This window comes from Kitasatospora sp. NPDC059571 (genome assembly GCF_042735675.1).
Taxonomy (GTDB): domain Bacteria; phylum Actinomycetota; class Actinomycetes; order Streptomycetales; family Streptomycetaceae; genus Kitasatospora.
In genome coordinates this window covers 1-7,317 of sequence record NZ_JBHWBW010000404.1, presented here as the reverse complement: position 1 = coordinate 7,317, position 7,317 = coordinate 1, and the positions used below count along the sequence as shown (strand labels likewise).

At 75.6% G+C, this 7,317-nt stretch carries 5 protein-coding genes; 1 reads left to right on the top strand and 4 read right to left on the bottom strand.

Going from position 1 to position 7,317, the window contains the following annotated elements; translation table 11 throughout:
- Positions 1-151: 151 nt before the first annotated feature.
- The 4 genes from ACFV0G_RS31165 to purD form a co-directional block, all read right to left on the bottom strand.
- Positions 152-1,051, bottom strand: coding sequence for a phosphoribosylaminoimidazolesuccinocarboxamide synthase (locus ACFV0G_RS31165; RefSeq protein ID WP_380555268.1), 900 nt, complete (start codon positions 1,049-1,051; stop codon positions 152-154).
- Between the two features lie 42 nt (positions 1,052-1,093).
- Positions 1,094-2,635: a N,N-dimethylformamidase beta subunit family domain-containing protein gene (locus ACFV0G_RS31160; protein WP_380555266.1), complete on the bottom strand. Its 1,542-nt coding sequence runs from the start codon at positions 2,633-2,635 to the stop codon at positions 1,094-1,096.
- A 160-nt stretch (positions 2,636-2,795) separates the two neighbouring features.
- Positions 2,796-4,298, bottom strand: coding sequence for a hypothetical protein (locus ACFV0G_RS31155; RefSeq protein ID WP_380555264.1), 1,503 nt, complete (start codon positions 4,296-4,298; stop codon positions 2,796-2,798).
- Between the two features lie 502 nt (positions 4,299-4,800).
- A complete protein-coding gene (gene purD, locus ACFV0G_RS31150; RefSeq protein WP_380555262.1) occupies positions 4,801-6,042 on the bottom strand; it encodes a phosphoribosylamine--glycine ligase in 1,242 nt (413 codons plus the stop codon).
- A 443-nt stretch (positions 6,043-6,485) separates the two neighbouring features.
- On the opposite strand from purD, the gene ACFV0G_RS31145 reads away from it, so the two are divergent.
- The gene (locus tag ACFV0G_RS31145; RefSeq protein WP_380555260.1) at positions 6,486-7,271 is read left to right on the top strand and encodes an SLATT domain-containing protein; all 786 of its coding nucleotides are present in this window, start codon (positions 6,486-6,488) and stop codon (positions 7,269-7,271) included.
- Positions 7,272-7,317: the final 46 nt, after the last annotated feature.

The following is a 7,317-nucleotide window of genomic DNA, read 5'->3' as shown; positions in this document are numbered from 1 at the left end:
GCCCCGGGGCGGTCCGCCGAGAGCCCGTCGGCCAGCTCGGCGGCGCGCGCCGCGGCGGCCTGCCGCCCGGCCGCCCCCCCGGCGCAATCCGCCCCGGTCTCGGCGCGCAGGGGGCGCCGCGGGGGCGCGGCGGCCCGCGCCCCGGACCGGCTCAGGCCCAGTCGGTGCCGGTCAGCCGCTCGTACGCCTCGACGTACTTGGCCCGGCTGCGCTCGACGATGTCGGCGGGCAGCTCCGGCGGCGGCTCCTCGCTGCGGCGGTCCCAGCCGGAGGCCGGCGAGGAGAGCCAGTCCCGGATGAACTGCTTGTCGAACGAGGGCTGGGCCCGGCCCGGCTGCCACTGGTCGGCCGGCCAGAACCGGGAGGAGTCCGGGGTCAGCACCTCGTCGCCGATCACCAGCTCGCCGTCGAGCAGGCCGAACTCGAACTTGGTGTCGGCCAGGATGATGCCGCGCTCGCGCGCGATGTCCCGGGCCCGCGAGTAGACGGCCAGCGTGGTCTGCCGCAGGGTGGCGGCGAGCTCGGGGCCGAGCCGGCGGGCGGTCTCCTCGTAGGGCACGTTCTCGTCGTGCTCGCCGACCTCGGCCTTGAGCGCCGGGGTGTAGATCGGGGCGGGCAGCTCGGAGCCGTCGTCCAGGCCCTCGGGCAGCGCGATCCCGCAGACGGTGCGGTCGGTCCGGTACTCCTCCAGGCCGGAGCCGGCCAGGTAGCCGCGGGCGACGCACTCCACCGGCACCATGTCGAGGCTGCGGCAGATCAGCGTGCGGCCGGCCCAGTCGGCGGGCGCGCCGGCCGGCAGCTCGGTGGAGAGCACGTGGTTGGGCACCAGGTCGGCGATCCGCTCGAACCACCAGAGCGACAGCTGGGTGAGGATCCGGCCCTTGTCGGGGATCTCGTTGGGCAGCACCCAGTCGAAGGCCGAGGTGCGGTCGCTGGCCACCATGACCAGCTCGCCGTTCTCGGCGCGGTACAGGTCGCGCACCTTGCCGGTGTGCAGGTGGACCAGGCCTGGCACCTGGACGGGCTCGGGCTTGGTGACAAATCCGCTCAAGGTCGTCTCGTCCTCAGGAAGGGGGCTGTGGGGCCGAGTCTTTCACGAGCCCGCCCGCCCCTCCTTGCAGAGGTGGTCGAGCAGGTTCGCGGTGGCCCGCTGGATCCGGCCGTCGGTGTGGCCGGGGCGGTCGAGCGCCGGCGACCAGGCGAACGTCCCGGCGGCGAAGACGTACGCACCGCTCGGCGCGCGGTACAGCGAGGTCTGCTGGTGGCGCAGCCGCCCGCCGGAGTCCCGGTACGGCGAGTGGGCCAGCAGGGTGCGCTCGGTGTGCGCGGGCAGCGGGACCCGCGGGTGGTAGTGGTCGGCCTCGCCGGCGACCAGTCCGGGCACCTCGTCGCCCTCGTGCAGACCGGTGCCGGCCCACAGCCAGTGGCCGGTGTTGCGGGCGATCAGCGGCGCCGCGACCGGCACGCTGCCGGCGTACTGGACGCCGAGCAGCTGCTGCTCCGGCTCCCCGGCGTCGCGCCACAGCGCGCCCGCGGTGCCCGGCAGCCCGGCGGCCGGGCTGCCAGGCGGGACCTTCTGGCGCTTGCGGCAGTTCAGCAGCCGGTCCGGCTCGCCGGACGGTCCTGCGGTCAACTCGACCCGCCAGTACAGGGTGTTGGCGGACAGGAAGACCAGCGAGGTGCCGTCGTCCCGGGCCCGCTCGACCGCCCGGCGCATCGGCTCCGACCAGTACTCGTCGTGCCCGGGGAAGACCATCGCCCGGTGCCGGGACGGGTCGACCAACCCGGCGTGCAGGTCGGTGGCGTTGGTGTAGGCGAGGTCGTAGCCGTAGCGCTCGGCCCACCGGATGAAGTCGTAGGCGTGGCCGACGTGCAGCGGCAGCCCCGCGCCGGCGTGCGGCCGGTCGAAGGAGACCGTGACCGCCGCCTCCGACTCGCCGACCAGCCGGCCCTCGCCGTCCCACGCGTGGTAGAGGCTGGCCCCGGTGCGGCCGTCCTCCGGGAAGAGGTTGTAGGCCTGCCAGGTCACGTCGGGCAGGACGAGCAGCAGCTCCGGCGGCCGCGCCTGCACCGCGTCGCGCACGGTGAACGGGACGTGGCTGCGGTGCCGGTTGTCCGCGGTGGTGAGCACGGCGACGTAGGCGCCGGGGCGCCAGTCCGCCGGCACCTGCAGGCGCCAGGACTGCCACCACAGGTGGCAGGAGACCGTCCGGCCGACGACCATCGGCGGCGCCTGGGCGATCCCGGAGATCAGCGGACTGGAGGTCACCTGCCGGGCGCCGTCGCCGCCGTAGTGGCCGATCCGGTAGACGTCCACGGTGAACTGGCGGGGCGGGTTGACCGTGACCCGGAAGTCCACCGAGCCGCCCGGACGGACCACGCCCGCCGAGGCGAAGCCCTTGATCTGCTGGAGGACGTCGTCGGCATTGGCCGGGGAGCCGACCGGCGGTGCGGGCGGCGGCGCGGTGAGCGGCTGCTGGCCGGGCGCGTCCACGCTGACGTACCAGGGCACGCCGCCGTCCGCGACGTACTGGTCGGGGCTGCGCAGCCACGGCAGCGGCCCCTGGCCGAAGGGGTCGGACACGCCGTGCGCCAGCGTGCCGGACTCCCAGCGGCGGTTGACTTCCGTCCCCACGCGCCCCTCCCACGGTCACCGGCGTCGGACTCGGCCCGCCCCTCCGCAGGTGGCAATTGCCAGGCGGATGTGCGTGCGGTCCAGCACACCACAGGTTGCTGGCGCTGCGTCACCCCACCGTAGCAACTCGTAGGGAGAGTGCCCGATTCGACCCGTTCTGTCACCAACTGCGCACGGGGCGCGCGAGCCGGACGCCCGCCGCCTCCAACCAGCCCCGCAGCGGTGCCTCCTTGCCCAGCTCGACGGCCTGGGCGACCACTGCCGTGAGGTCGACCCGGCGGGTGCCGTCCATCAACAGCACCGGGCCGTCCAGCCAGTCGAGGCCGGGTGCGGCCCGGCCGGCGTCCACCGCGGCCGCGCAGACCATCGCGGTGACGTACTCGGCCAGCAGGTCGCGGCCGGTGCGGGCGGGCGGCAGCACGGTCACCGCCCGGGCGCCTCGCACCAGGTGGGCGGTGAGCGCGGCCGCCAGCGGCTCGCTCTCCCCCGCGGCGAGCCGGGCGAGCAGCCGGGCCAGCGGAGGCTCAGCCCCGCCCCGGGCGGGGCGGCCGCCCGGGCCGTCCAGCACCGCGGCGAGCGACCCGGCCTTCTCCCGCCAGCCGCGCTCCACCACCTCCACCGGGTAGTCGACCCAGTCCAGCGGGTGCCAGCCGTCTGGCGGGGTCTCGTGCAGCAGCGCGGCGGCGAGCAGCGACACCTCGGCGTCCATGCGGCCGGGCTCCTCCAGCAGGTCGCAGGCGGGCCGGTCGCCGAGCCGGGTCTCGTAACCGTCGGCGAGGCGGTCGCGGCGGGCCAGCTCGGTGAGCGCGGCGACCACGCCGGCGTTCAGGTGCTCGGGGTGGCGGCCGAGCCGCCAGGCCGGCAGGGCGACCCGGGTGAGCAGCCGGTCCCAGCCGGCGTAGGCCAGGCCGACCTGCTCCTGGGCGGCGATCCGCAGCCCGTAGTCGACCGCCCTGGCCTGCTCGGAGGCCCAGGCCGCGGCCGAGCGCTCCAGCTCCGCGGCGTGCTCCCGGCAGGCCCCGAGGAGCGCCCGGTTGACCCGGTCGACCAGGGCGGCCGGCCCGCGGCGGGGCGCCCCGAGTGCGGCGTCCAGGCTCCGCACGAAGCGCCGGGCGGCCGCGATCTCCGGGTCGGCGGCGGCGGCCGTGCCGGCCACCACCGGGGCCAGCAGCGCACGCAGCTCACCGGCCCGCATCCACCAGAGGAACGGCGAGCCGACCACCAGCACCGGCGCGGGGTGCGGGACCCCGCGCCGCACGGCGTGGGTCTCCTCCAGCCAGCTGTCGCAGTCCGGGGTGAGGGCGACCGCCGAGGGCGCGGGCACCTCCAGCCGCTCGGCGAGCTCGGCCAGCAGCCGGTAGAGCTCGGGGGCCTCGGCCGCGGCCACCGGGACGGCCGGCACGACCGGTGGGACGGCGGTGCGGTGCGAGCGCCGGACGGCCCAGGCCAGCGCCAGGGACAGCACGGCGACCGCGGCCACCGCCCAGCGGATCGCGTCCCACCCGGCGGCGTCCGGCGCGCCGGGCGCGCCGATCCGGCCGGTGAACCGCCCGGCGAAGAGCACCACGGCCAGGGCTGCGGGCAGTGCGGCGGCCGCCAGCGCCCAGCCGCGGATCCGCAGCAGGGCCTGAGCGTGCGCGCGTGCGGCGTCGACAGCGGCCATCGGCGCGGCACCCCCTTCGGAGCGCTCGGACGACGACACGACCGAAGATCGACGGATCAACGGCCGGGGCGTCCGAGCCGACTCGAAATGATCAGTTTCCGACCGGGAGACGGCGGCAGCCGGACCCGGTTGTGCATCCTGCATGGCACTTCTGACAGTTTTGACGCCCTCGTGCAGATAGGTGTTCCGGATCGGGCCGCTTTCCACCCTTCCTGGTGACAGCGCACACGAACCGGACGCCCCCAGCATCCCCCCGGGACGGTCGCACCACCCGGCGGCGGCGTCGATGGCGCCGCCGGGCTGCGGCGATCCTGCGCACCCTACGACCGGATCCGGTGCCGCGTCAGCCGGATGCCCGATGAGTCACCCGAAGGGCTGGAATCCCGGGCGCGCACGGGCTTTTCGCCCCGTTCCGGGGTCCCCGGAAATGCCCGCGGGCGCTGCGCCCAAGCGGGGCGGACCCCGGGGTGCAGCGCCCGTGGCGGCACGGCGCGGCGGGTGGCTACCCGGCCGCCGTGCGGGCGATGTCGGTGCGGTGGTGCGAGCCCTTCAGCGCGATCCGTCCGACGCCCCGGTAGGCGCGCTCGCGGGCCTCGGCGAGGTCCGTGCCGACCGCGGTCACGGAGAGCACGCGGCCGCCGGCGCTGAGCACCTCGCCGCCGTCCCCGGCCCGGGTGCCGGCGTGCAGCACGTAGGTGTGCTCGTCCACGGCGTCGGCGAGGCCCTCGATCACGTCGCCCGTGCGGGGCGCGGCCGGGTAGCCCTCCGAGGCGATCACCACGGTGACGGCGGCGCCGCCGTCCCAGCGCAGCGGCTCCAGCCCGTCCAGGGTGCCCTCGGCCGCGGCGAGCAGCACACCGGCCAGCGGGGTGCGCAGCCGGGCCAGCACGACCTGGGTCTCCGGGTCGCCGAACCGGGCGTTGAACTCGATCACGCGGGTGCCGCGCGAGGTGAGCGCCAGGCCGGCGTAGAGCAGGCCGGAGAAGGGCGTGCCGCGGCGGCGCAGCTCGTCCACGGTCGGCTGCAGCACCGTCTCCAGCACCTCGGCGACCAGGCCCTCGGGGGCCCAGGGCAGCGGGGAGTAGGCGCCCATGCCGCCGGTGTTCGGGCCCTCGTCGCCGTCCAGGGCGCGCTTGAAGTCCTGCGCGGGCACCAGCGGGAGCACCGTGGTGCCGTCGGTGATCGCGAACAGCGAGACCTCGGGGCCGTCGAGGTACTCCTCGATGACCACGCGCTCGCAGGAGGCGGCGTGCTCCAGCGCGGCGGCGCGGTCGGAGGTGACCACCACGCCCTTGCCGGCCGCCAGGCCGTCGTCCTTGACCACGTAGGGGGCGCCGAAGGCGTCGAGCGCCGCGGCGGCCTCCTCGACGGTGGTGCAGACGTAGGAGCGGGCGGTCGGGACGCCGGCGGCGGCCATCACGTCCTTGGCGAACGCCTTGGAGCCCTCCAGCTTGGCTGCGTCGGCGGAGGGGCCGAAGACCGGGAAACCGGCGTCGCGCAGCGGGTCGGCCACCCCGGCCACCAGCGGCGCCTCCGGGCCGACCACCACCAGGTCGGCGGCCAGCTCGCGGGCCAGCGCGGTGACGGCCGCGCCGTCCAGCTGGTCGACCGGGTGCACCGCGGCCACCTGCGCGATCCCGGCGTTGCCCGGGGCGCAGTGCAGCTCGGTGACGGCGGGATCGAGGGACAGGGAGCGGCACAGGGCGTGTTCGCGGGCGCCGCCGCCGATTACGAGGACCTTCACGCTTGGCAAGGGTAGTCGGTGGCCTGTTCGCACCACTCGGCGGCTGTGGCGAATCCTCCAACCGTGCCGCTTTTCGGCGCATCCGATCTGGAGGATCATCCAAATCAGAGCCTCGGCAATCCCCTCGGAACGGGTCCGGGTCATGTCCGGGGCCCTGCCGCTGCTCGCTCGGAAGAGTGAAATCTCGCCGCCCGGCGAAACTCTCCCACCTCGGCTTCCGGACCCGAATTCGGATAACGATCACTGTCGAAGCGGCCCCACGGTCAGCCATTTGGCGGTAAGAAATGTCGATGGACGAAAACCGGCGTCCCGCCGGGGCACGGCACCATGGGCGGCTCACACCCCCTCACGGAGCCACGTCCGACGGCACATCAGCCCGACGAGCCGTCAGCCAGGCGTCCAGCCAGGACCGCACTGTCACCCCGCCACAGGGAGCCCCACAGGTGAGCCAGCCGGAAATGCAACCCGAGGAGAGTCCCTGGGGCAAGGACGTCGGCGAGGAGGACCAGCCCTCCACCGCCTCCACCGGGCGCACCCCCACCCGCCGGCGGGCCGATCTGAGTGCCCGCCAGTTCCCGCTGGGCGACTGGGGCGAACCGGCCGAGCGGCTGGAGGAGCTGTACCGGTGGTCCGAGGAGCGGGCCGTCGAGGCGATCGAGTGGTACCGCAAGGACCGTATCTGGAAGCGCCGTTGGGCCCGGCTGCTGCGGTTCTCCGCGGCCGTCCTCGCGGTGGGCGGCATCGGCGCACCGCTGCTCTCGCTGACCCGGGTGCTGCCGGACGCCGCCTGGTGGGGCTACGGCGGCCTCGCGCTGTCCGCGGCCTGCCTGGCCGCCGACCGGGGCTTCGGGCTGACCTCCGGCTGGATGCGGGACGTCTCCACCTCCCAGGCGCTGCAGCGCCGGCTGGAGGCGTTCCAGTTCGACTGGGCCTCGGAGTGCGTGCGCGAGGTGCTCGGCCCCACCGAGGGCACCGCGGGCGAGGCGGCCGAGCGCTGCCTGGGCGTGCTGCGGCGCTTCTGCGAGGACGTCTCGGACATGGTCCGCACCGAGACCGCCGAGTGGATGCTGGAGTTCCGGGCCACCATGACCCAGCTGCCCACCCAGGCGCCCGGCGCCTGGGGCGGCCGCACCGAGGGCGGCACGGGCGCGCAGGTGCGGGTGCTGCCCTCGCCGGGCAGCCGGCCCACCATGCCGCGCCAGCGCCCGCCGGAGGGCCCGCTGCGCTGACCGCACCGCACCGCCGGGCCGTGAACGGGACCGGACGTGCCGAGGG

Coding starts and splice junctions, on each gene's coding strand:
- ACFV0G_RS31155 (WP_380555264.1), bottom strand. CDS start 4,298: ATGGCCGCTGTCGACGCCGCACGCGCGCACGCTCAGGCCCTGCTGCGG.